Source organism: Nocardia neocaledoniensis (assembly GCF_029868625.1).
In the GTDB taxonomy this organism is placed as follows: Bacteria; Actinomycetota; Actinomycetes; order Mycobacteriales; family Mycobacteriaceae; genus Nocardia; species Nocardia neocaledoniensis_A.
In genome coordinates, this window is sequence record NZ_JARWOJ010000309.1 from 25,922 (window position 1) to 49,004 (window position 23,083).

Sequence of the window (23,083 nt, forward strand, 5' to 3'; positions counted from 1 at the left end):
CCTCGTGTGCGGCGGAACGAGGCCGGTGCCGCGCGGGTCACGCGCCCCGGGCAATCATTCCGCCACCACTGTCCCGCACATCGTTGCCGGGCGGAAGGAAATCGGTCATTCCGCCTGCCCGGTCACTGCACGCGCAGGCTGCCGAACAGGCCGTCCTTCGCGTCGGCGGGGCCCGCCGTGAAGTAGAGCGCGTTCGCGTCGCCGAGGGTGTCGCCGTTGCCGAACCGCAGCGCCAGCAGGCCGGGGATCTCGACGGGCTTCGCCTCGTCGTCGCGCAGGTAGTCCACGAAGGTGCCGGTGGTGTCGTCGTAGGCGAGGACGCGGCCGAGGCCGCCGAAGTTGCCGACGAGCAGCTTGCCCGAGAGCGCGCCGAAGTTCGACGGCGCGATCGCCACGCCCCACGGCGCGTTGAGCCTGCCGCCGTCGTCGACGATGCGCACGAGCTTGCCCGCCGCGTCGAACTCGGCGAGCTTGCCCCGGTCCGGCTTGCCGCCCGCGGCCTTGTCGGCCGCGGCGTCGAGCGTGGCCGCCTCGCCCTTCGCGAACTTCTTCGGGTCCTTGCTGTCGGGCTCGGTCACGGCGTAGGAGACGAAGACCCGGCTGCCCACGGTGGTGACGTTGAACGGCGCCGGATCACCGGGCACCACCTTCTTGCCCTTCTCGGGGGTGGCCGGGTCGATCACCTCGCCGGTGGCGAAGGGGTTGGCGAAACCGGTGGTCGCCACCGGCTGCCAGAACTTGTCGAAGGTGCGGATCTGTGGATCGGCGCCGAAATCGGCGGCCAGCAGCTTGTCGCCGGCGGGGGCGAGCGCGATGCCGAAGAACGCCATGCCCTGGGCCGAGCCGTCGAAGACCTGGTTGGCGCCGCCGTCACGGCGCACGGTCACCCCGTCGGGCGCCTGTTCGGTCCAGGCCGAGAGCTTGCCGGAGTCGGTGGCGAGGATGAAGCGCGCGGAACCGCCGAGCGGCACCGGCATCCCGTCGATGTCGACCCACTGGTCGCGCACGCCGAACAGGTCGGAGTTGATCGGCGCCGGGTTGAACACCACGCCGGTGACCTTGCCCGCGCTCTTGTCGGAGGTGTCGGCGTCGGCGCCGGGCACACCGACGAGCTTGAACTGGTCCTGGGCCAGCTTCTGCAGCTTCTGCTCCGAGGACGTGTGCACGTCACCGACGAACTGGAACGACTTGCCGCCAGCGCCGACCCAGAAGTGACCACCCGCGCCCTTGGGCCGATCGGCCAGGCCCCACGCGTTGACCATCTCGGGGAACGTGAACTGGGCGTGATAGGAGTCCTTGTTGGCCGCCAGGTTCGTCTGGCTGTAGCGGTTGCCCTCGACCGCGGTGACCCCGTCGCCGCCGGACTCGTTCCCCGAGCACGCGGTGGCGAGCACCAGCACCGCGCCGACCACCACACCGCGCATCAGCCCGGACCGCACCCCGCGAGCACCCCGCACATGTCCGTTCACGTTCCTTCTCCCTTTCACCCTGCGCCGGACGGCGTTTCAGGCGACGCTGACCTTAGCCTGACCGCGGCGGCGGCGTGGCGTGACCGTCACCTCGGGGGCAGGTCTAGGCTGTCGCCGTGGTCGAACCAGCTGCGCCCGTCGCCCCGCACCCCGATATCGCCGCCCTCGCCCCGCTGCTCGGCAGCTGGCGCGGCCGCGGCCACGGCGAGTACCCGACCATCGCGCCGTTCGACTATCTGGAGGAGATCACCTTCGGTCACCTCGGCAGGCCGTTCCTCACCTACCGGCAGCGCACGAAGGCCGCCGACGACGGCAGGCCGCTGCACGCCGAGACCGGTTACCTGCGCTGCCCGGCGCCCGGCCGTGTCGAACTGCTGCTCGCGCACCCCACCGGGATCACCGAGATCTGCGAGGGCACCATCACCGAAACCGTCGACGGAATTCGGCTCGAACTGAACTCGACGAATATCGGACTGAGCGGATCGGCGAAACAGGTTACCGCCGTTGGCCGCTCTTTCCACGTCACCGGCGACACCATCGACTACACGTTGCGCATGGCCGCCGTCGGCGAAACACTCCAACACCATCTGGCCGCGACTCTGCAACGTTCGTGACCACGGCCGAATTCGGTTAATTACCCACACAGGGTGGCTGAGCTGCGGGTTCGCTTGATCGATACCGATCATTCACCTTTTCATCACGGCCGGGTCGCGATTGTGTTCGAACGCGCCCGCACATAACGCAACAATTGCGTGACGCTTGCCGCCGCCGTCTGTCGCGCGGGTGTCCTCCGCTCTACGGTTTCTCCCAACAGCAAACCTCCAGAACACAGACGAAAGGCTGCCCGGGAAAGCACGTCGACACCCTGGACGAGGGAGACGAAACCATGAGGCGTTCCACTCTGATTCTGACCACTGCCGGAATGATCCTCGGCGGCGCGGCCGCCATCGACCTGCTCGACCGCGCGAGTACCAGCGCCGCGCCCGAGCCCGTTGTCAGCTACGGTGTCCTGCACGAGGCGGCCACCGACCACTCCGACAGCGGGTCACTCGCCGTGGTGTGGGCGGCCATTCAGTAGCCGGGTGGCAGCGCGGCGAACATGTCCCTGGTCACGGCGACGGCGTTGTCGGAACTGCCGCCCTTGACCAGCAGTGTCGCGAACGCCATGTCCCCCCGGTAGCCGACGAACCACGAGTGTGAACCGCCCTCCACCTCGGCCTCGCCGGTCTTGCCGTACACCTCGCCCTGGTCCCTGATCCGTTCCGCGGTGCCACCGGTGACCACCATCCGCATCATCGCGCGCAGTCCCTCGACCACGTCCTGATCGATCGCCGGCCGGTCACCGGTGACCTCGGTGGGGCGGCCCGCGATCAGATAGGGCACGGGCGCCGAGCCGTGCGCCACCGCCGCCGCCATCACCGCCATCCCGAACGGGCTCACCACCACCCGGCCCTGCCCGATGCCGTCCTCGGCGCGCTGCACGAGTTCCTCGGCCGGCGGTACCGAGCCCGACATCGTCGGCAGGCCCTCGACCGCGTAGTCCTGGCCGACGCCGAGCCGGGCGGCCGCGTCGGTGAGCGCGGTGGGTTCGAGCCTGCTGGCCAGCCGCGCGAAGGTGGTGTTGCACGAGCGCTCGTAGGCATTGGCCATCGGAACCTCGCCGACGGTGAAGAGGTTGTAGTTGGGGATCGTGCGCTCCCCGATGGTGATCCGGCTCGGGCAGGGCAGCACGGTCTCCGGTGTCGCGATGCCTGCGGCCATGGCGGCCGAGGCGGTCACCGTCTTGAAGATCGAGCCGGGCGGATACTGGCCGCTGGTGGCGACGGGCCCGTCGCGGTCGGCTGCCTTGTTCTGCGCGACCGCCAGGATCGCTCCGGTCGACGGGCGCAGCACCACCATCATCGTCTGCTCGGTGCGCAGGTCCACCGCGTGCTGCGCGGAGTTCTGCACGAACCGGTCGATGCTGAGCGCGAACGAGGGCGCGGGCTGAGCCGGAACCTCGTGCAGGACATCGAGATCGGCACCGTTCGCATTGCGGGTCACCACGCTCCAGCCCGCCTTGCCGTCGACCTCGGCGATCACCGTCTTGCGGACCTGGGTCAGCAGGTCGGGCGCGAACTTGCGGTCGGTGGGGACCATGTCCCACTCCTGGGTCAGCGTGACACCGGGCAGGCCGATCAGTTCGCTGCCGATGGTCTCGGCCTCGTATTCGCTGAGCAGGATCACCGTGTACGGTCCGCCCGATCGGCGCGCCGCGTCCAGGATCGACTGCGGGGTGTAGGCGACCGGGTCGATACGGCTCAGGGCCGCGGCGAGCGCACCGGCGACCCGATCCGGCTCCGGCGCGGCGGCCACGTCGAAGCGCACCCGCGACACCTTGCCCGGCACCAGCACATCGCTGCCCGCCGATTCGTTCACCCTGGCCCGAGGCGCGGGCTCGGTGCGCAGCTCCATGCTCTGGGTGTCGCCGAGCTTGGGATGGATGTCGGCGGAGGTCCAGCGCACCAGCCAGCGTCCGCCGCTGCGCCCCATCTGCAGTTCACCGGTGTAGGTCCACTGCCGGCCCTTGGGCAGGGTCCAGGCGTAGGTGTAGTCGACGGTCGCGGTGTCGCCGTGCACGCGGGCATCACCGGTACGGATCTCGAGTTTCTCGGCCTGCAGCGCCTGCCAGGTCGAAGTCAGTGCGGCCGTGGCCTTCTCGGGTGCGGTGGTCAACCCGGCGGCCGCGGCGAGATCACGCTCGGCGAACGCCTCGGCGAAGGCTTCCGCGGCGGGGACCGGGCCCTGCGGGCCGGACGCGCAGGCGGTCGCCGCCACCGCGAGGGCGGCCACCGCGAATGTGGTTACCATCGGTGTCCTCATCGGGACCGATGGTAACGGCGACCGGGCGGCAAACCCCGCATGACGGCGCCGTACACGCCCACCGATCAGTCGACGAGCACCGTCGCGAAGGTGGCGATCTGACGGAAACCCACACGGCTGTAGGCACGTCGGGCGATCCGGTTGTAGTCGTTGACGTACAGGCTCGCCGTACGGCCGGTCGCCACAACGGCATTCGCGACCGTCGCGGTGCCCGCCGTGCCGACGCCGGAACCGCGGAAGTCCGGATGCACCCAGACGCCCTGGATCTGGCCGGTGCGCCGCGACAGCGCGCCGATCTCGGCCTTGTACACGACCACGCCGTCCTCGAAACGTGCCCAGGCCCTGCCGGATTCGATCAAGCTCTGAATGCGGCGCCGGTACCCACGCCCGCCGTCGCCTGCGCGCGGATCGACCCCGACCTCCTCGATGAACATCGCGATCGCGGCCGTCAGGTAGCGGTCGATCTCGTCCGGCCTGACCCGGCGCACGCCCTTGTCCGGATCGGCCGACGCGGGCGCGGCGAGGGCGAGCAGCGGCTGTTCGGCGCGCAGGTCCCTGGCCGGACCCCACTTGGGGGCCAGCATCTCCCACATCGGCAGGGCCAGTTCCTGGCGGCCGACCAGCGAGGAGCACACGCGTGGCCACCGCACCGCGCGGTCGGCGAACGCGCGCAGCGCTTGCTGGTCACCGCGCAGCGGCATCAGATTAGCGCCGGAGAAGCACAGCGAATCCGCCGGGCCGCCCCGGCTCCACAGCTCACCGAGGCCCGAACGCGCGTCGAGCCCGAACTCCTGCACCCGCGCCGCGATCATGCACGACGCCACGGGATCGGAGTCGAGGACGCGGAGCACCTCGCCCAGGTCTCGTACGGACACCGGGCGCGCGGGGGTGGTCTTGGACCGTCGCGTCGGCTCCAGCAGACTCCGCACGGCACCAGCCTGCCACGAATGCGCGCCGAACGGTACGGGACCGCCGAATCCGGTGCGCGGATCAGCCGACGGTGACGACGGGCTCGGCGCCCGGCTGCTCACCCATCTCCTCGGCGATGCGCATCGCCTCTTCGATCAGCGTCTCCACGATCTGGGCCTCGGGCACGGTCTTGATGACCTCACCCTTGACGAAGATCTGGCCCTTGCCGTTGCCGGAGGCGACCCCGAGATCGGCCTCGCGAGCCTCACCCGGCCCGTTCACGACGCAGCCCATCACGGCCACCCGCAACGGCACCTCGAGGCCGTCCAGACCGGCGGAGACGGCGTCGGCCAGGGTGTACACGTCGACCTGGGCGCGCCCGCACGACGGGCAGGAGACGATCTCGAGCTTGCGCGGTCGCAGGTTCAGCGACTGCAGGATCTGGCCGCCGACCTTCACCTCCTCGGCGGGCGGGGCCGAGAGCGAGACGCGGATCGTGTCACCGATGCCCTCGCTGAGCAGCGCGCCGAACGCGACCGCCGACTTGATCGTGCCCTGGAACGCCGGACCGGCCTCGGTGACGCCCAGGTGCAGCGGGTAATCGCTCTGCGCGGCCAGCTGCCGGTAGGCCTCCACCATGATCACCGGGTCGTTGTGCTTGACCGAGATCTTGATGTCGCCGAAACCGTGGTCCTCGAACAGGCTCGCCTCCCACAGCGCCGACTCGACCAGCGCCTCCGGGGTGGCCTTGCCGTACTTCTCCAGCATCCGCTTGTCCAGCGAACCGGCGTTCACGCCGATGCGGATCGGGATGCCCGCGGCGCCCGCGGCCTTGGCGACCTCACCGACCCGACCGTCGAACTCCTTGATGTTGCCCGGGTTCACCCGGACGGCCGCGCAGCCGGCGTCGATCGCGGCGAAGATGTAGCGCGGCTGGAAATGGATGTCGGCGATCACCGGGATCTGCGACTTCTTCGCGATCGTGGCGAGCGCGTCGGCGTCCTCCTGGCGCGGACACGCCACCCGGACGATATCGCAGCCGGACGCGGTGAGCTCGGCGATCTGCTGCAGCGTCGCGTTCACGTCGTGGGTCTTGGTGGTGGTCATCGACTGCACGGAGATCGGCGAGTCACTTCCCACACCGACATTGCCCACCTTCAGCTGGCGGGTCTTGCGCCGGGGTGCGAGAACAGCAGCGGGAGCGGCGGGCATCCCCAATCCGATGGTGCTGGTCACGGTCGGCTGCCTTCTTTCGTGTACGTGTCGGAGTGAGGCGGTGGTCTCGCTGCCGAGCTTAGTCGCGCGGGGTGACCCACCGCCCTGTGAGGGGCACGACAGCGGCGCGATCGGTCAGGGCAGGCGGATCGGGTTGACGATGTCGGCGGCCAAGGTCAGCAGCATGAAGGCACCACCGATCACCACCGCCACATACGTCACGGGCAACAGCTTCAGGTAGTCGACCGGACCCGCAGGGGCCTTGCCGAACAGCCCACGGATGGTGTTCCTGATCTTCTCGTAGAGCACCACCGCGATGTGCCCGCCGTCCAGCGGCAACAGCGGCAGCAGGTTGAACGCGCCGAGGAAGAAGTTCAGGCTCGCCAGCACCAGGATGAACATGCCCCACAGCCCGCGCTCCGCGGTCTCGCCACCGATGCGGCTGGCGCCGTAGACGCTGACGGGCGTCTCCGGGTCGCGCTCGCCGCCGGTGACGGCCTCCCACAGTGCCGAGACCTTCTGCGGCATCTTGGCCAGCGACTTCACCGTCTCGATGAAGAAGTCACCGGTGAACGACATGGTCGCCGGGATGGCCGCGATCACGCCGTACTGCTGGGGCTCGGCGAAGTCGGGTCCGACACCGACCGCGCTCACCTCGCGGCTCGGGCCCTCCTTCGGCGAGCGCATCACGCGCTCGGGAGTGACCGGCACGGTGAGGGTCTGGCCCGCCCGCTCGATCGTGTAGGTGAAGGTGCCGGTCTGCTTCTGGGTCTCGGCCTGGAACTGTGCCCAGGTGGTCACCTCGACACCGTTGACGGCCTTCACCACGTCACCACGCCGCAGTCCGGCGCGCTGGGCGGGCCCGTCACCGGTGCACGGCGCCAGGGTCTTCTCCGGGGTCTCCTGCGCGACACAGCTCATGGTGCCCAGCGCCGTGGCCGGGGGCTGCTCGAGCTGCGGCAGACCCCATCCGACCGCCAGGACCACCAGCAGGATGAAGCCGAGCAGGAAGTTCATCGCGATACCGCCGAACATCACCACCAGGCGCTTCCAGGTCGCCTGCCGGTACATGGCCCGGTCGACGTCCTCGGGCTCGAGTTCGTCGAGCGCCGTCATGCCCGCGATATCGCAGAACCCGCCGAGCGGCAGCGCCTTGAGGCCGTACTCGGTCTCACCGCGGCGGAACGAGAACACCTTCGGCCCGAAACCGATGAAGTAGCGGCGCACCTTCATGCCGGTGGCCTGCGCAGCCCACATGTGCCCGCACTCGTGCAGCGCGATCGAGATCGTGATACCGAGGGCGAACAGTGCGAACCCCAGCGCGAATACCATCAGGCCTCTTTCTCTGGCGGCTGGCGCCGCGGGTTTTCGGCCTCGTGACCTCGCGTCCGAGGAGCGATACTGCGCCTTCGGCGTTCCGTCTCGCTCCTCGGACGCGAGGCGGCCGAAAACGTGGTGGTCAATTTTCGTCGCATCCGCTCAGGACGCGATGACGTGCGCGGCGTACTCCCGTGCCCAGCGGTCGGCCGCGAGGACGTCGTCCAGGGTATCGGGTTCGGCGTGCCAGCGATCGGCGGCCTCCACGGCGCGGGTGACGGTGCGCACGATGGCGGGGAAGGTGATCTTGCCGTCCAGGAACGCCTGCACGGCGACTTCGTTGGCGGCGTTGTAGACGGCGGTGACGCTGCCGCCCGCCTCCCCCGCCTGCCTGGCCAGCCGGACCGCCGGGAAGACCTCGTCGTCGACCGGCTCGAACGTCCAGGTGGCGGCGGTGCCGAAATCACAGGCGGCGGCCGCGCCCGCGATCCGGTCGGGCCAGCCCAGCGCGAGCGCGATCGGCAGCTTCATGTCCGGCGGGCTGGCCTGGGCCAGGGTCGAGCCGTCGGTGAAGGTGACCATCGAGTGCACGATCGACTGCGGGTGCACGGTCACGTCGATGCGGTCGTAGGGCACGCCGAACAGCAGGTGCGTCTCGATGAGTTCGAGGCCCTTGTTCACCAGCGAGGCCGAGTTCAGGGTGTTCATCGGGCCCATCGACCAGGTCGGATGGGTCTTGGCCTCGGCGGGGTTCACCGATTCGAGCATCTCGGTGGTCCAGCCGCGGAAGGGTCCGCCGGAGGCGGTGAGGATCAGCCGGTCGACCTCCTCGGCCCGGCCGCCGCGCAGGCACTGCGCGAGCGCCGAGTGCTCGGAGTCCACCGGCACGATCTGGCCGGGCGCGGCCGCCCGGGTCACCAGCGACCCACCGGCGACCAGCGATTCCTTGTTGGCCAGTGCCAGCCGGGTGCCCGCCGCCAGCGTCGCGAGCGTGGGTTCCAGGCCGAGGGACCCGACCAGGGCGTTGAGCACCACGTCGGCCTCGGTCCGGCGCACGAGTTCGGTCGCCGCGTCGGGGCCGCCGAACTCGAGGTCGAGCGCCTGCGCGGTGGCGGGATCGGCGACGGCGACATTGCGCGTGCCGGTGGCGGCCATCTGCTCGGCGAGCAGGGCGGGGTTGCCGCCGCGCGCGGCCAGACCCACCACCTCGAAGCGGTCGGGGTTGGCGGCGATCACCTCGAGCGCCTGGGTCCCGATCGACCCGGTACTGCCGAGGAGCAGCACCTTCACCCGATCGGTGGACGTGGAGTGGCCTTGTGCGGCACGCGTTGCTGGGTGGGACACGGGCCCATTGTGGCAGGGCTGCTGGCTACGACGGACGGTCGTATGCCACGATATGCTCACTCGCCCAACCAGAACTCGAGCCCTAAGGAGCGATCGTGGCCGCCACGGACCTCGAAAAAGCCAGCACCGAGCGCGCCGTCGCCACCAGCGTCGACCCCGCCGAGGTGCCCTCGGCCGCATGGGGCTGGAGCGGTGAGTCGCACAAGACCTTCCGCATCGCGGGCTGGATCGTCGTGGTCGCCCTGCTCGGCATGACCATCGGCAACCACCAGGGCCACGTCGAGGACATCTTCCTCATCGGCCTGGCCGCGCTGCTGGCCTCGATCATGGTCGTCGACTCGCTCACCAAGCGCATTCCGAGGTAGTTCTCGGCCCCGACCACGCCTGCGAGCGCTCCGGCGCCGCAGGCGTTTTCGCGTCCAGGGGTCAGCGGCCGCGCCGGGCGCCCGGCTTCCTGCCCTTGCCCTGCCGCGGCTGCTGCTTGGTGACCGTTTTGCGCGCGGTCTGCTTGCGCGCTGGTTTCGCTGCCGCGCGCCGCGCCGGTTCGGCCACCGCCGCACCGCGCGAGCTGTTGGCCGACCGTCCGCGCACGATGCCCACGAACTCCTCGACCAGGTCGTTGTCGGCCCCGGCGGGCCAGGCCAGCGCGATTTCGGTGAACTCGGTGTCGCTGATCGGGCGGTACACCAGGTCGCGCCGGTGATGCAGCCGGGCGATCGACTGCGGAACGACCGTCGCGCCGCCCACCGCGGCCACGAGGGCCAGGGTGTCGGCGGCCTGATCGATATCGGCACCGTCCTGGATCCGCTCGTCGGCCAGATCGGCCGGGCTGATCGTGTCCAGCAGCGACAGCGCGTCGTCCTTCTGCACCACGGCGACCGGCGTCTCCCGCCACAGCGCGATCGTGTGCAGCGCGGTCGTGTCGATCGGGAGCCGAACGAAGCACAGGTCGACCCGGCCCTCCCGCACCGCGCTCTCCTGCTCGGCCTGCGCGATCCCCACGACCTCGAGCGGATGATCGGGCAGCCGCTCACCCCAGACGCGCGCCCACTTCGTCACCGTCACCCCCGGCACGAACCCGACCCGCAGGCTCGCGGCAGCCGTCGGCTTCTGTTCGCGTTCGGCCTGCTCCTGCGCGCTGATCAGGCGACGAGCGTGGGTGAGCAGGGCGGCACCGTCGTCGGTGAGCCGGGTCGGTGATGCCCCGGGCACGAAAACCCTGGTGCCGAGCTCTTTCTCCAACTCGATGACGGTCGCGCTCAGACTCTGCCGCGAGATGCGCAGGCCCTTGGCCGCCCGCGCGAAATGCAGTTCCTCGGCGACGGCGACGAAGCGACGCAGCCGCGCGAGGTCGATGGAGTCGGCGGCGGTGACATCGAAGTCGCTCATTCTGACCAGGATATGGCACCCGGCGCGCGCTCCCGCGCACCGCTCACAGGCTCGTGAGCAACCAGATCACGCCGATCACACAACCGAACACCGCCGCCACGATCAGCAACGTGACCATGATCGAGCCCCAGCCGCTGCTCGCGGGCGCGGGCTGCGGCATCGGTGGACGCATCGCGGGCGCCTGCCAGGCGGCGGGTGTCACCGGCCGCGGTGGCACCGGCTGCGGGGCCTGCGGCTGATAGATCGGCTGGGGGCCAGGGGTGGGGCGCGGCGCCACCGGCATGCCCGGCGCGCTCACCGGACGCATCGGCGCCATCCCGACGAACGGCTGCGCGTGCGCGCCCGAGGTGGGCCGGGCGAGCGGCCTGGCACCGGTCGTCCCGGTGCGCATCGCCCTGCGGACGGCGTCGACGAACTCCTCGCACGAGGAGAACCGGTCGGCGGGCCGTTTGGCGAGCGCGCGGGCCATCACCGCGTCGAGGACCGGGGGCAGGCCGCCGCGACGCGGACTGATCGGCGGCGGCGGGGCCTGCAGATGACCGGTGATGACGGCCGCCGGGCTGCTCCCCTCGTAGGGCGCGGTGCCGGTCAGCAACACGTACAGGGTGCAGGCCAGCGAGTACTGGTCGGCGCGGTGGTCGAGCGCGGCACCGGTGAGTTGCTCCGGCGCGGCGTAGGCGAGGGTGGCCGTGAACGACCCGGTCTCGGTCAGGTGCCCGGAATCGTCGCGCAGCCGCGCGATGCCGAAGTCGGTGAGGTACACCCGCTCCTGGCTGTTGGACCGCGCCAGCAGGATGTTGCCCGGTTTCACATCGCGGTGCAGCACACCGGCCCGGTGCGCGTAATCCAGCGCGGCGGCAGTCTCACCGATGATCTGCACCGCCCGATCCGGCGGTAAGGTTCGGGGATCGAGCGTCGACGCGTCGACCCCGTCGATGTACTGCATGCTGATCCACAGCTGGTCGTCCTCGACACCGCGGTCGAACACGGTCACGATGTTCGGATGGTCGAGCTGGGCGACCAGATCGGCTTCCCGCTCGAACCTGGCCCTGATCTCGGCGTCGGAGTACAGCTCCTGGTTCAGCAGTTTCAGCGCGGTCCACCTCGGCAGCCGTGGGTGCCTGGCCAGATACACCGACCCCATTCCGCCACGGCCCAGCTGCCGGTCGATCGTGTATCCGGCGAACACCGTCCCGTCAGAAACCACTCTGACCCCCGAATCTCGCTCGTCGTCCGACGCGCTGGACCTTATCAAAGCGGCGTTCGTGGCGTCGCGGGCATTGCCGGAGCGAGGTCAGCTGAGGGGGGACCCGGCCAGGTCGGCGGCCGCGGCAGGTCGGCTCACCACGGTGCGGCCGCGACCTGTTGCGCCAACTCGTCGAGGATCTGCTCCCCCAGGAAACGGGGAATCACGAACAGCAGGAACCGACCGCGGTCGCCGCCGTCGGTGAATCGTGAGATCACCGTCGACGTCACGCTGCCGTGCGCGCTGGTGTACACGAACCGATGGTCCTGCCGAGGGCCGTAGGTCGACACTCCCCGCCCCTGGGCCGCCGCCGCGAAAGTGCCGACCACCTTCTCGGCGGTGGCCTCGCTGTCGAAACTGTAGAAGCGGTAGGCGAATCCGTCTCCCTCGGCGTCCAGGCACTCCCATCGTGCCCGCCAACCGTCGAAGGCCTTCTCCGGTCCGTCCTCCGAGTAGAAGGACTGCCACTGCGGTGCCGCCCGGCAGCTCGTCCCGAAGTGTCCGTCGGTGCCCTTGTCGGAGTCGGGCAGCATGCCGGGAAACGCCGACGCCATCGCGTTCAGATCCTGATGGCCCTGTGACCGGCCGAGTATCACCGAGACGAAGGAGGTCTCGTCCTGCCACACCCACGCGCCGCCGCCCGCGACCAGTGCGACGACGAGCGCCAGCACCGCCCACACACCCGTGTGCCCGCGCCGGCGCGGTGCCACGGCGCGCGGTGGGTACGGACGCATCGGCACGCCGTACGGCGAGGGCGAATTCCTGGGCGCCACCGCCGGATAGGGCTGCGGCGCGGCGAAACCCGGCGGCCGGACCTGCCCGAACGGGTTCGGCACAGGCACGTGGGGATTCGACGACGGGCCGGCGACAACGGTGGGCTGAGCACCGGTCGCGCTGAGCGCCCGGCGCGCGGCCGCCGCGAATTCCGCGCACGAATGGAACCGATCGGCAGGCCGTTTCGCCAGCGCTCGCGCCAGCACGCCATCCAGGGCGGCGGGCAGGTCCGGTCGATGCGAGCGCAGCGACGGCGGCGGCGACTGCAGGTGCCCCTGGATGACGACGGCCGGGTTCGTCGCCTCGAACGGGGCGACGCCCGTGAGCAGCGAGTACAGCGTGCACGCCAAGGAATACTGATCAGAGCGGTGGTCGAGGTGCGCACCGGTGAGCTGTTCGGGGGACGCGTAGGCCAGGGTCGCGGTGAACGTCCCGGTCTGCGTCAGGTGGTGGACATCGTCCCGGGGGCGGGCGATCCCGAAGTCGGTGAGCAACACCCGCTCGGTGCCGTCGATGTCCGTGAGGAGGATGTTGGCGGGTTTCACGTCCCGATGCAGCACGCCGTTGCCGTGCGCGTGATCGAGCGCGGCCGCGGTGCCCTCGATGATGCGCATGGCCCGCTGCGCCGGCACGGGGTGGTCGATGGCCGCCGCGTCGACACCGTCGACGAACTGCATGCTGATCCACAGGCGGCCGTCGTCGACACCCCGGTCGTACACCGTGACGATGTTCGGGTGCTCCAGCCGTGCCGCGAGATCGGCTTCCCGCTCGAAACGCGCGCGGATCTCGTTGTCGGAGAACAGCTCCGCGTTCAGCAGCTTCAGCGCGATCTGACGCGGCAGGCGAGGATGCCGGGCCAGGTACACCGATCCCATCCCACCGCGCCCGAGTTGGCGTTCGATCGCGTACCCGGCGAAGACGTCCCCCGTCGCAAGCATGTTTCCCCCGTTGTTCTCGCCGATCGGTGCCGCGCCGCGAGCGGATACCCACCGACGCCGACCGTCACCAACTTAGCCGCTCGAGCGGCACAGGGTATCGCGACGGTAACCGACCGCGCGAGGGCGTCGTACCGGCGTTCGACCTCGAACAGCGGGACGCCGGTGGGGCCGAGCATCTTGCCGAGGATCAAGAGCGAGGCATTGCCCGCTTCGAGCTCGAGAGTGACTGCAAGAGAAGCTGTTTCGCGCGCCATAGGCAACGATCTCGGAAGGCGGCCTCGATCCGGCCCCACACCGATAACGCCTGGGCGGCAACCTCTTCGAGGCGGGTCACGGCCGAGGCGGCGCCGCGAGTCGCCCCGGTGTGTTCGAGTCGCCACGCCGGGATTCACCTGTCAGGCTGGAGCGGTGAAACGTGACGTTTCCGCCTGCCTGGAGATCGCGGTCCACGCCGACACGGTCCTGCAGTGGCAGCTCGCGGTGGCTCGGCAACCCGGCATCGACCTGGTCGAATCGATGACCTGCGTGCTCGACGGCGAGCCTCTCACCCCGCGCGAGCTGATCGGCCCGCACCATTCCCGGCTGCACGTCCTCGAGGTTGGGGCCGGGACGCTGCGGCTCGACTACCAGGCCACCGTGTTCGGCACGGCGGTGCCCGAGTCGGCCACCGACTACGACGTGGCGCTGTACCGCCGCCCCAGCCGCTACGCCGAATCGGACAAGCTGCTCGGCTTCGCCGCCGCCGAATTCGGGTACGGCATCGCCGACCCGGATGTCGCCGCGCGCGTGGCAGCCTGGGTCGGCCGACGGATCTCGTATGTGGCGGGCAGCAGCGCACCGATCGACGGCGCCGTGGAGACCCTGCTGTCGGGAACCGGCGTCTGCCGCGACTTCTCCCACCTGGTGGTGGCCCTGCTCCGCGCGGTCGGCGTCCCCGCGCGGGTCGCCGCGGTCTACGCCCCGGGCTGCGTGCCCATGGACTTCCACGCGGTGGCCGAGGCCTGGGTCGGCGGCGCCTGGCTCACCCTCGACCCGACCTGCCTCGCCCCACGCTCGAGCCTGGTCCGCATCGCCACCGGCCGCGACGCCGCCGACATCGCCTTCCTGGACAACCACGGCGGCGACATCACCCTGCGATCGATGACCGTCAACGCCTTCGTCGACGGCCCACTCCCCTACGACGACTTCGCCACGCCGAGCATCATCGTCTAGGAATCAGCCCTCGGCCGCGAGCTGCCCACACGCCGCGGCGATCTCCTGACCGCGGGTGTCGCGGACCGTGCACGAGACACCCTGCGCGATCACCCGGCGGACGAACTCCTTCTCGACCGGCTTCGGGCTCGCGTCCCATTCGCTGCCCGGGGTCGGGTTGAGCGGGATCAGGTTCACGTGCACGAGCGGGCCGAGGGCCTTGTGCAGCTTCTTGCCGAGCATGTCGGCCCGCCACGGCTGGTCGTTGACGTCGCGGATCAGCGCGTACTCGATCGAGACGCGCCGCCCCGACTTGTCCGCGTAGTACCGCGCGGCATCGAGCACCTCGGCGATCGACCAGCGGTTGTTCACCGGCACCAGGGTGTCGCGCAGTTCGTCGTCGGGCGTGTGCAGCGAGACCGCGAGGCGCACCGACATGTCCTCGTCGGCCAGCTTACGGATCGCGGGCGCCAGGCCGACGGTCGAGACCGTCACCGAACGCTGCGAGATGCCGAGGCCGTCGGGTGCGGGCGAGGTGATCCGCCGGACCGCGTTGACCACCCGCTTGTAGTTGGCCAGCGGCTCGCCCATGCCCATGAACACGATGTTGGACAGCCGGCCGGGGCCGCCGTGCACCTCACCGTCGCGCAACGCCGCCGCGGCGGCCCGCACCTGGTCGACGATCTCGGCGGTCGACAGATTGCGGTTCAGGCCGGCCTGGCCGGTCGCGCAGAACGGGCACGCCATGCCGCAGCCCGCCTGGCTGGAGATGCACAGGGTGTTGCGGTCGGGGTAGCGCATGAGCACGCTCTCCAGCAGGGTGCCGTCGTGCGCGCGCCACAGGGTCTTGCGGGTGTCGCCCTCGTCGCAGGCGAGATGGCGGACCACCGACAGCAGCGGCGGGAACAGCGTCTCGCCGACCTTCTCGCGCACATCGGCGGGCAGATCGGTCATCTGCGCCGCATCGGCCTGCAGCCGGCCGTAGTACTGGCGGGCCAGCTGGTCGGCGCGGAACTTGGGCAGCCCCAGCTCCTGCACCGCGGCCTTGCGCTCGTCCGCGTCCAGATCGGCGAGGTGGCGCGGCGGCATACCGCGACGCGGGGCATCGAACACGAGGGGCAGGGAGGTGGCCATAATTCCACCATTGTCCCAAACGGCGGCGGGCGCCCGATGGGCGGGCCGCCACGCCGAACGCCGTTATCGAGAAGATGCGTGCACCGGTGATAGCCGTCGGCGATGATCGAACCATGTCCACCAACGCCGAATCCGGTGCGTCACCCGCCGCGCACGAGCCGACGACGCCGAAATCAGAGCCAGCGGCCAAGCATCGCCGGGACGAGGTCCCGGCCAAGCGGATCACGCCGAAGGGTGTCCACGGGTCGCGGACCGGTTACACCTGGATAGGCCTGCTCGCGGCGGCGATCATCGGCATCGTCCTGCTGGTGTTCATCATCCAGAACCTCGACCAGGCGAAGGTCACCCTGCTCTTCTGGGATTTCTCGCTCCCGCTGGGCATCACGGTGCTGCTGTCGGTGATCGCGGGCGCGCTGGTGATGGGCCTGGTCGGCGGCGTCCGGATCCTGCAACTGCGCCACGCCGCCAAGAAGCCCTGAGCTACAGCAGCGCGCTGAGCACCAGCCAGGACACGAAGGCCGAGGGCAGCATCGAGTCGAGCCGGTCCATGATGCCGCCGTGGCCGGGCAGCATCGTGCCCATGTCCTTGATGCCGAGCTCCCGCTTGATCTGCGACTCGACCAGATCACCACAGGTCGCCACGACCACCAGGCCGACGCCGAGCACCACACCGATCATCGAGTTCGCCTCGAGCAGCAGCGTGACGGTCAGCAGACCGCCGATCACGCTGAACACCAGCGAACCGCAGAACCCCTCCCACGACTTCTTCGGGCTGATCGCCGGCACCATCGGATGCCTGCCGAACAGGACACCGGCGACATAACCGCCGACGTCGGAGCACACCACCAGGATCATGAACGTCAGCACCCGCAGATTGCCGTCGGGTTCCAGCAGCAGCAGCGTGGAGAAGGCCGCGAGCAGCGGGATCCAGGTGAGGGTGAACAGCGCGATCGCGGTGTCGCGCAGGAAGTTCTTCGGCGCGGTGTTGAGGCCGTGATCGAACAGCCGCCACACCATGCAGACCAGCGCCGTCGCGGCGAACGCGCCGACCACTCCGCGCGCACCCCACGGCCAGCCGAGCCAGAACACAGCCTGACCGCCCACCAGCAGCGGGATCCGCGGCACCAGCACATCGGCCTCACGCAGCCGCTTGGCGACCTCCCAGGTCGCCACGCCGACCGCGACGCCCGCCACGCCGATGAACACCTTGGGGACGAACAGCAGGATCGCGATGAGCGAGAGCCCGAGGCCGAGACCGACCGCCAGCGCCGCGGGCAGGTTACGGCCCGCCCGCGACGCCGGCGCCTGCGGTTCGGCAGGCTCGTCGACCTGTGGGGTCGGCGCCGCCGCGTCGGTCGGGTCGACCTGATCCGGCATCGGCTCCGGTGCCGCTCCGGTGGCGGCGGCGTCTTCGGCCACGATTGTCCCGTCGCTCAACTCGTCGTTCCGTTCATCCCCCGCACGAGCGGGACTGGCGAGATCTGCGCTCAGACCTCGAGCAGTTCGGCTTCCTTGTGCTTGACCAGCTCATCGATCTGGCCCACGTACTTGGCGGTGGTCTTGTCGAGCTCCTTCTCGGCGCGCCCGACCTCGTCCTCACCCGCCTCGCCATCTTTCTGGATCCGGCCGAGTTCGTCCATCGCCTTGCGGCGGACGTTGCGGATCGAGACCTTGGCGTCCTCGCCCTTGCCCTTGGCCATCTTGACCATCTCGCGCCGGCGTTCCTCGGTGAGCTGCGGCACCGTGATGCGCAGGATGTCACCGTTGTTCGTCGGGTTCACGCCCAGATCGGAGTTGCGGATCGCGTTCTCGATCGGGCCGAGCTGGCTCTGCTCGTAGGGCTTGATCACGACCATGCGCGGCTCGGGCACGGTGATACTCGCCATCTGCGTGATCGGCGTCGGCGAGCCGTAGTAGTCGACCACCACGCGCGAGAACATGCCAGGGTTCGCGCGGCCGGTCCGAATGGTTCCCAGATCGTCCTTCGCCACCGAGACGGCCTTCTCCATCTTCTCCTCGGCATCGAAGAGCGCTTCATCAATCACGACCGATTCCTCCACAGCGTCGTCATCGTCGTCCTGTCGCGGGAGCGGGATCAGGACCGAACCAGGGTGCCGATGTGTTCACCGGCGACCGCCCGGGCAATATTGCCCTTGGTCAGCAAATTGAACACCAGAATCGGCATCTGGTTGTCCATGCAGAGACTGAAGCACGTGGCATCGGCCACCTTCAGGCCCTTTTCGAGCACTTCCTTGTACGTGATCTCGGTGTACATGCTCGCGTTCTTCTCCACGCGCGGGTCGGCGTCGAACACGCCGTCGACCGCCTTGGCCATCAGCACCACGTCGGCGCCGATCTCGAGCGCGCGCTGCGCGGCCGTGGTGTCGGTCGAGAAGTAGGGCATGCCCATACCGGCGCCGAAGATCACCACGCGGCCCTTCTCGAGGTGCCGCTTGGCGCGCAGCGGGAGGTACGGCTCGGCGACCTGGCCCATGGTGATGGCGGTCTGCACGCGCGTGTCCACCCCCTGCTTCTGCAGGAAGTCCTGCAGCGCAAGGCTGTTCATGACGGTGCCGAGCATGCCCATGTAGTCGGAGCGGGCGCGTTCCATGCCGCGCTCCTCGAGCTCGGCGCCGCGGAAGAAGTTGCCGCCGCCGATCACCACAGCCACCTGCACGCCGGTCTCGACGATCTCGGCGATCTGCTCGGCCACGGTCTGCACGACATCGGGGTCGAGGCCGACCCCGCCGCCGCCGAACATCTCCCCACCCAGTTTGAGCAGCACCCGGCGGTATCCAGGGCGGTCGTTACCCGGGTCGGTCATGGGTGTTCGTCTCCTTCGGCGAGGTCGAGATCTGTCGAACTGCGGGCATGCGAATCGGCCGCACAGCAAGGCGAAGCGGCATCCATCCTGCCTTATCCGGTTCTGTTCACCGCACAAGACCCCCTCGGCCGCCGCCGGGAATCGGCGAGAGCCCCTCGGGTGCAGACGTGTGCTGCTCCCGAGGGGCTCTCGTCGGGCGGGATCAGGCCTGGCCGACCTCGAAGCGGGCGAAGCGCTTCACGGTGACGCCGGCATCCTCCAGAAGGGCCTTGACGGTCTTCTTGGAGTCGGTGACGGCGGCCTGCTCGAGCAGGACGACGTCCTTGAAGAAGCCGTTGACGCGGCCTTCGGTGATCTTCGGGAGGGCGGCCTCGGGCTTGCCCTCCTCACGCGCGGTCTGCTCGGCGATGCGGCGCTCGTTCTCGACGATGTCGGCCGGCACCTCCTCGCGGGTCAGGTACTTGGCCTTGAGCGCGGCGACCTGCATGCCGGCGGCACGCGCGGCCTCGGCGGCGGCGTCACCCTCACCCTCGTACTCGACCAGCACACCGACGGCGGGCGGCAGGTCCGAGGCACGCTTGTGCAGGTAGGTGGCGACCGGGCCGTCGAAGGAGACGACGCGACGCAGTTCCAGCTTCTCGCCGATCTTGGCGGCCAGCGCCTGCACGGCCTCGTCGACGGTGCTGTCGGCCAGCTTCAGGGCCTTGAGCGCGTCCAGATCGGCCGGCTTGGCGGCGGCAGCGGCGGTGACGATGGCGTCGGCCAGCTCCTGGAACTCCGCGTTCTTGGCGACGAAGTCGGTCTCGGAGTTGATCTCGACCATGACGCCGTCCTTGGCGATGACCAGGCCCTCGGCGGTGGCACGCTCGGCGCGCTTGCCGACGTCCTTGGCGCCCTTGATGCGCAGCACCTCGACGGCCTTGTCGAAATCGCCGTCGGACTCGGCCAGCGCGTTCTTGCAGTCCATCATGCCGGAGCCGGTGAGCTCACGGAGCCGCTTCACGTCAGCAGCGGTGTAGTTCGCCATCGGGGGCGAGCCTCCTCGTGTGTGGGGTGCTTGGGGGTTTACACCACCTTGCCGACCGCTTCTGAATTCAGAAGGGCCGGCAAGGTGAACGTAGAGCTACCGATCAGCTCAGAAGTCGGCCGGGGTGTGCTGCGCCGGGTCGGCCTTGACCTCGGCCGCGGCCTCGGCGGGCGTCTCGACGGCGGCCTCGGCGGCCGGGGTCGCCTGAGCCAGCAGCTCCTGCTCCCACTCGGCGAGCGGCTCACCGGCGCCGGCCTCGGGCTTCGCGTCGCCGGAAGCCTGGCCCGCGCGGGCCTGCACGCCCTCGGCCACCGCGGAGGCGACGACCTTGGTGAGCAGAGCGGCGGAACGGATCGCGTCGTCGTTACCCGGGATCGGGTAGTCGACCAGGTCGGGATCGCAGTTGGTGTCCAGGATCGCGATGACCGGGATGTTCAGCTTGCGCGCCTCGCCGACGGCGATGTGCTCCTTGTTGGTGTCGACGACCCAGATGGCCGAGGGCACCTTGGCCATGTCGCGGATACCACCGAGGGTGCGGTCCAGCTTGGTCATCTCACGCGTGAGCATGAGGATTTCCTTCTTGGTGCGACCCTCGAAGCCACCGGTCTGCTCCATGGCCTCGAGCTCCTTCAGGCGCTGCAGGCGCTTGTGGACGGTCGAGAAGTTGGTGAGCATGCCGCCCAGCCAGCGCTGGTTGACGTAGGGCATCCCGACGCGAGTCGCCTCGGCCGCGATCGACTCCTGGGCCTGCTTCTTGGTACCGACGAAGAGAACGGTGCCACCGTGGGCGACGGTCTCCTTGACGAACTCGTAGGCCTTGTCGATGTAGGTCAGCGTCTGCTGCAGGTCGATGATGTAGATGCCGTTGCGGTCGGTGAAGATGAACCGCTTCATCTTCGGGTTCCACCGACGAGTCTGGTGCCCGAAGTGCGCGCCGCTGTCGAGCAGCTGCTTCATTGTTACGACAGCCATAGCTCCCGTATCTCTCTTTCGTTGCCGGTTGCCGCAGCCGATCGGCGATCGACTGCCCTGGCGCCACCGAAACCGCCGGACCCGATCGGAAAACCGGGACCAGCCGACGATTCCACTGTTCATCCGCTGGAGAACTCGCGCGGATCAGCCCTCTCGGACCGTCTGCGTTGCGAGCGACGACCGGATGGACGAGCACAGGTGGCGCGCGAAGTCGGTCCGTGCCGTGCACATGCTGCTGAGCACAAACCGCGTTGATCAGTCTACGCGGACCCTGCCCAGGGCCGAAATCGCCCCCGCGCATCGCCCGCCGTCCGCCGCGGTGAAGTGCTCGATATCCACATCCGGTGAAGTTGTCCCCAATCGGCGAACGCGTCGCCCGGCGGCGCCCTTCGCCACCGACAGTGGGAGCCATGAACCTCTTCGCACGAACCCTGATCACGACGTTTCCGCTGGTGTGCGCGGTGGCCGCGCTGGCGGCTCCCGCCGCGGCGCATGCCGCCGACCCGGCCTCCGCCGACCCGGTGTGTTCGGGCAAACCGTCAGCGGTCCCCGCGCCCGCCGCCGGTCGACCACCGGTCACACCGGTCTGCTCCGGTGGTCCGTCGACGACCGTTCCCACACCGATGCCGACGCCGCGCCCGGTGCCCGTGCGGATCACCGTGCACGACCTGTCCACCGCTCCGCCGGCATCGGCGCGACGCGATGCCGCACCGGTCGAGGTCGAGATCGTGGTGCGCGGCGGTGGCACGGGCTCGGCGGCCGAGGTGCCCGCGCTGCTGCGCGACCTGGTCCGGGCACTGTCCACACCGCAGCGCGTACCGACGCCACGCCCACACCGCTGAGTTCGCAGTGGGCACGCACCGCCGCCACCGAGCGCGTCCCGGCCGTCACCACTGTGGGACCGCGCGCGTTCGGGAACACCCGATGAGTTTCTGGCGACCGGGACGAGGCGTCCGGGCCGGGAGCCGAGGCGTCGCGACCTTGACGCCTTCGCCGGGCCGGACATGGTCGGCCACGGCGGCCACCGCACGGCGATGGTCGCCGGCACCAGCCCGCATCGTCACGGTGAGCGCGGGCAGGAGCCGGGCTGCCCCCGCCGGATCGAGCAGCCCCGGGCCGCACTCGCCCGACGGCTGCCGGAAGCAGTGGGATGGAGTCGTTCCCGCGCTCGCGTGGGTGCGTGCCGTGGTCGCGGTGCTGGTGCTGGTACTGCTCGGAGGGACGGTGGTCGCGAAGGCGGCCGAGCCAGGCGATTTCGGATGGCCGTTGCGGCCGCGGCCGACGGTGGAGCGACGGTTCGACAAGCCGGAGCGGAACTGGCTGCCCGGGCATCGCGGTGTGGATCTGGCGGGTGCCGTCGGGCAGGCCGTGCTGGCGGCCGGGGACGGCATCGTGGTGTTCGCCGGAGTGGTGGCGGACAAGCCGGTGGTATCGATCGACCACCCCGGCGGACTGCGCACGACCTACGAACCGGTGGAGCCGAAGATCTCGGTAGGCGCACGGGTCAGCCGGGGCACGGTGATCGGGACGCTGGTGGCCGGGCACGAGGGGTGTCCGGCCACCGCCTGCCTGCACTGGGGTGCGCGCCGGGAGGCGAGCAAACACAGCAGGCGCGAGTACGTCGATCCACTCGGCCTGCTGCATGAGGTGCCGGTGCGGCTGAAGCCGATGGTGGCCTGAGGCACTCACCGCTCGTCGAAAACGCTGCCCTCCCGCCGGTTCGGTGACGTGATGAAGCGCTCGCGGGGGTTGGTGGCGGTAGTGGTGGCGGCGAGGCGACAATCGGTCCATGGTCGACGACGCGGTGCCGTTCAACTATCCCGATGTGGGCGCGACGCGCACGTCTTTTCCGGCCGGCTATCACCAGCTCCGGCATCGGCGGTTGATCGGCTACGGCCGAGATCTGTTCGAGCGGGCCGCAACGCACATCTTCGACTTCGGAATACAGAAGGGTGTCGGCATCTTCCAGCATGCCGACACCGAGACCGCCGAGGCGGGAACGGCGATGACGGTGCGGTTGGGCATCGGCCCGATCGGTATCACCGCGCCCTGCCGCATCGTCTATGTCCTGCACGAGCCGAACCGTCGCGGGTTCGCCTACGGCACACTGCCGGGCCACCCGGAGATCGGCGAGGAACTGTTCGCCGTCGAATACGACCCCGCCGACGAGGCCGTCTACGGTCTGATCACCGCGTTCTCCCGCCCCGGTGCGTGGTACACCCGACTCGGCGGACCGATCCCGCGTGGGTTCCAGCGCTGGTTCGCCCACCGGTACTTGAAGACGCTGCCAAGCAACCACTGAGTCTGTCGGCGAGGATCACTGGGGTTCGCGACGGTGGCCCGGTGTCCCGTCGCCAGGGAACTAGAGCGGTCGGCATGCCCGCACGCCGGTGCTCGATGGCACCCGAAAGGCCCCGCGCCGCAGTCGTGCCGGTTGCCGATGCGCGATCGATCCGGTCGCCGATCTCGCCC

Annotated in this window: 23 protein-coding genes; 8 read left to right on the forward strand and 15 right to left on the reverse strand. The window is 69.7% G+C overall.

Annotated features, from left to right (window positions below):
- Positions 1–122: 122 nt before the first annotated feature.
- Positions 123–1,424 carry a TIGR03118 family protein gene (locus QH270_RS23075; RefSeq protein ID WP_280346140.1) on the reverse strand — a complete coding sequence of 434 codons (1,302 nt, stop codon included), beginning with the start codon at positions 1,422–1,424 and terminating at the stop codon, positions 123–125.
- Between the two features lie 161 nt (positions 1,425–1,585).
- On the opposite strand from QH270_RS23075, the gene QH270_RS23080 reads away from it, so the two are divergent.
- Both QH270_RS23080 and QH270_RS23085 read left to right on the forward strand, forming a co-directional pair.
- The gene (locus tag QH270_RS23080; protein WP_280346084.1) at positions 1,586–2,083 is read left to right on the forward strand and encodes a peroxynitrite isomerase; all 498 of its coding nucleotides are present in this window, start codon (positions 1,586–1,588) and stop codon (positions 2,081–2,083) included.
- A 272-nt stretch (positions 2,084–2,355) separates the two neighbouring features.
- A complete protein-coding gene (locus tag QH270_RS23085) occupies positions 2,356–2,547 on the forward strand; it encodes a hypothetical protein (protein ID WP_280346086.1) in 192 nt (63 codons plus the stop codon).
- On the opposite strand, the gene QH270_RS23090 is transcribed toward QH270_RS23085, so the two are convergent.
- The 5 genes from QH270_RS23090 to dxr all read right to left on the reverse strand — a co-directional run bounded on the left by QH270_RS23090 (position 2,541) and on the right by dxr (position 9,116).
- Positions 2,541–4,319, reverse strand: coding sequence for a penicillin-binding transpeptidase domain-containing protein (locus tag QH270_RS23090; RefSeq protein WP_280346089.1), 1,779 nt, complete (start codon positions 4,317–4,319; stop codon positions 2,541–2,543). The two genes, QH270_RS23085 and QH270_RS23090, sit on opposite strands and share 7 nt — an antisense overlap.
- Before the next feature lie 77 nt (positions 4,320–4,396).
- On the reverse strand, positions 4,397–5,260 hold the full coding sequence (locus QH270_RS23095; RefSeq protein WP_280346091.1) for a GNAT family N-acetyltransferase: 864 nt from the start codon (positions 5,258–5,260) through the stop codon (positions 4,397–4,399).
- A gap of 61 nt (positions 5,261–5,321) precedes the next feature.
- A complete protein-coding gene (ispG, locus tag QH270_RS23100) occupies positions 5,322–6,476 on the reverse strand; it encodes a flavodoxin-dependent (E)-4-hydroxy-3-methylbut-2-enyl-diphosphate synthase (RefSeq protein ID WP_110035852.1) in 1,155 nt (384 codons plus the stop codon).
- 114 nt (positions 6,477–6,590) lie between these two features.
- On the reverse strand, positions 6,591–7,787 hold the full coding sequence (locus QH270_RS23105; RefSeq protein ID WP_280346093.1) for a M50 family metallopeptidase: 1,197 nt from the start codon (positions 7,785–7,787) through the stop codon (positions 6,591–6,593).
- A gap of 147 nt (positions 7,788–7,934) precedes the next feature.
- Positions 7,935–9,116 carry a 1-deoxy-D-xylulose-5-phosphate reductoisomerase gene (gene dxr / locus QH270_RS23110; protein WP_280346095.1) on the reverse strand — a complete coding sequence of 394 codons (1,182 nt, stop codon included), beginning with the start codon at positions 9,114–9,116 and terminating at the stop codon, positions 7,935–7,937.
- A gap of 95 nt (positions 9,117–9,211) precedes the next feature.
- On the opposite strand from dxr, the gene QH270_RS23115 reads away from it, so the two are divergent.
- The gene (locus QH270_RS23115; RefSeq protein WP_280346097.1) at positions 9,212–9,481 is read left to right on the forward strand and encodes a DUF2631 domain-containing protein; all 270 of its coding nucleotides are present in this window, start codon (positions 9,212–9,214) and stop codon (positions 9,479–9,481) included.
- A gap of 61 nt (positions 9,482–9,542) precedes the next feature.
- Here the strand turns inward: QH270_RS23115 and QH270_RS23120 are convergent, their stop codons facing one another.
- From QH270_RS23120 to QH270_RS23130, 3 genes are all read right to left on the reverse strand, one after another.
- A complete protein-coding gene (locus tag QH270_RS23120) occupies positions 9,543–10,505 on the reverse strand; it encodes a LysR family transcriptional regulator (RefSeq protein WP_280346099.1) in 963 nt (320 codons plus the stop codon).
- 43 nt (positions 10,506–10,548) lie between these two features.
- Positions 10,549–11,712: a serine/threonine-protein kinase gene (locus tag QH270_RS23125; protein WP_348537681.1), complete on the reverse strand. Its 1,164-nt coding sequence runs from the start codon at positions 11,710–11,712 to the stop codon at positions 10,549–10,551.
- Between the two features lie 134 nt (positions 11,713–11,846).
- Positions 11,847–13,463 (reverse strand): serine/threonine-protein kinase, encoded by a 1,617-nt coding sequence (locus QH270_RS23130; RefSeq protein ID WP_280346101.1) that lies wholly within the window; start codon positions 13,461–13,463, stop codon positions 11,847–11,849.
- A gap of 408 nt (positions 13,464–13,871) precedes the next feature.
- Between QH270_RS23130 and QH270_RS23135 the strand changes: the two genes are divergently transcribed.
- Positions 13,872–14,675, forward strand: a complete 804-nt coding sequence (locus QH270_RS23135; protein ID WP_280346103.1) for a transglutaminase-like domain-containing protein — start codon at positions 13,872–13,874, stop codon at positions 14,673–14,675.
- A 3-nt stretch (positions 14,676–14,678) separates the two neighbouring features.
- Here QH270_RS23135 and rlmN read toward each other — a convergent pair whose 3' ends face one another.
- The gene (gene rlmN, locus QH270_RS23140) at positions 14,679–15,788 is read right to left on the reverse strand and encodes a 23S rRNA (adenine(2503)-C(2))-methyltransferase RlmN (RefSeq protein ID WP_280346106.1); all 1,110 of its coding nucleotides are present in this window, start codon (positions 15,786–15,788) and stop codon (positions 14,679–14,681) included.
- Positions 15,789–15,901: 113 nt separating this feature from the next.
- On the opposite strand from rlmN, the gene QH270_RS23145 reads away from it, so the two are divergent.
- Positions 15,902–16,267, forward strand: a complete 366-nt coding sequence (locus QH270_RS23145; RefSeq protein WP_280346109.1) for a LapA family protein — start codon at positions 15,902–15,904, stop codon at positions 16,265–16,267.
- A 1-nt stretch (position 16,268) separates the two neighbouring features.
- On the opposite strand, the gene QH270_RS23150 is transcribed toward QH270_RS23145, so the two are convergent.
- The 5 genes from QH270_RS23150 to rpsB form a co-directional block, all read right to left on the reverse strand.
- Entirely contained in the window at positions 16,269–17,165 is an 897-nt protein-coding gene (locus tag QH270_RS23150; protein ID WP_280346144.1) for a phosphatidate cytidylyltransferase, read from the reverse strand.
- Between the two features lie 110 nt (positions 17,166–17,275).
- On the reverse strand, positions 17,276–17,833 hold the full coding sequence (gene frr / locus QH270_RS23155; protein ID WP_110036136.1) for a ribosome recycling factor: 558 nt from the start codon (positions 17,831–17,833) through the stop codon (positions 17,276–17,278).
- 50 nt (positions 17,834–17,883) lie between these two features.
- Positions 17,884–18,612 carry a UMP kinase gene (pyrH, locus tag QH270_RS23160; RefSeq protein WP_110035864.1) on the reverse strand — a complete coding sequence of 243 codons (729 nt, stop codon included), beginning with the start codon at positions 18,610–18,612 and terminating at the stop codon, positions 17,884–17,886.
- Between the two features lie 202 nt (positions 18,613–18,814).
- Positions 18,815–19,639 (reverse strand): translation elongation factor Ts, encoded by an 825-nt coding sequence (tsf, locus tag QH270_RS23165; RefSeq protein WP_232999897.1) that lies wholly within the window; start codon positions 19,637–19,639, stop codon positions 18,815–18,817.
- Between the two features lie 108 nt (positions 19,640–19,747).
- Positions 19,748–20,611 carry a 30S ribosomal protein S2 gene (gene rpsB / locus QH270_RS23170; protein WP_019048186.1) on the reverse strand — a complete coding sequence of 288 codons (864 nt, stop codon included), beginning with the start codon at positions 20,609–20,611 and terminating at the stop codon, positions 19,748–19,750.
- A gap of 410 nt (positions 20,612–21,021) precedes the next feature.
- On the opposite strand from rpsB, the gene QH270_RS23175 reads away from it, so the two are divergent.
- From QH270_RS23175 to QH270_RS23185, 3 genes are all read left to right on the forward strand, one after another.
- Complete coding sequence (locus QH270_RS23175; RefSeq protein ID WP_280346110.1) at positions 21,022–21,453, forward strand: hypothetical protein; 432 nt, start codon at positions 21,022–21,024, stop codon at positions 21,451–21,453.
- 334 nt (positions 21,454–21,787) lie between these two features.
- On the forward strand, positions 21,788–22,291 hold the full coding sequence (locus QH270_RS23180; protein WP_432420414.1) for a M23 family metallopeptidase: 504 nt from the start codon (positions 21,788–21,790) through the stop codon (positions 22,289–22,291).
- Positions 22,292–22,400: 109 nt separating this feature from the next.
- Positions 22,401–22,913 (forward strand): DUF1990 family protein, encoded by a 513-nt coding sequence (locus tag QH270_RS23185; protein WP_280346112.1) that lies wholly within the window; start codon positions 22,401–22,403, stop codon positions 22,911–22,913.
- Positions 22,914–23,083: the final 170 nt, after the last annotated feature.